We start from the raw sequence: 301 nt of genomic DNA on the forward strand, positions 1-301 counted from the left end.
TGGGCTGGATGTTTCGAGCGAGTGCAAGCAGATACTGAGCCAGCCCTCCTGCGGGGATCGGAATGGATGAGTGCTCTGCTGGCAGGGCTATTTGCATACCCTCGTAACCGCTGCGTACCTGTACCGTCAGGTGGAAAATCGATGCTTCCCAATCGTCGGGCAGGGTCTGGCGATGAGCCTGTTCAACGCTGTGCTTGAGCACGGCCAAGACGTTGTAAGCCAACACGGCCGACGCAAATCCCAGCAGGGCGGCCTTAGGGTTGCCCAAGGTTTCGATTTCGCTGTCCAGCACCGATTCCAG

General features: G+C 58.5%; 1 pseudogene. It reads right to left on the reverse strand.

The features are described 5' to 3' along the window. Positions 1-301, reverse strand: a pseudogene (locus tag ACM6IP_RS00015) (IS4 family transposase); the annotation flags it as partial.

This window comes from Pseudomonas sp. IT-P176, from assembly GCF_949767245.1.
Taxonomy (GTDB): Bacteria; Pseudomonadota; Gammaproteobacteria; order Pseudomonadales; family Pseudomonadaceae; genus Aquipseudomonas.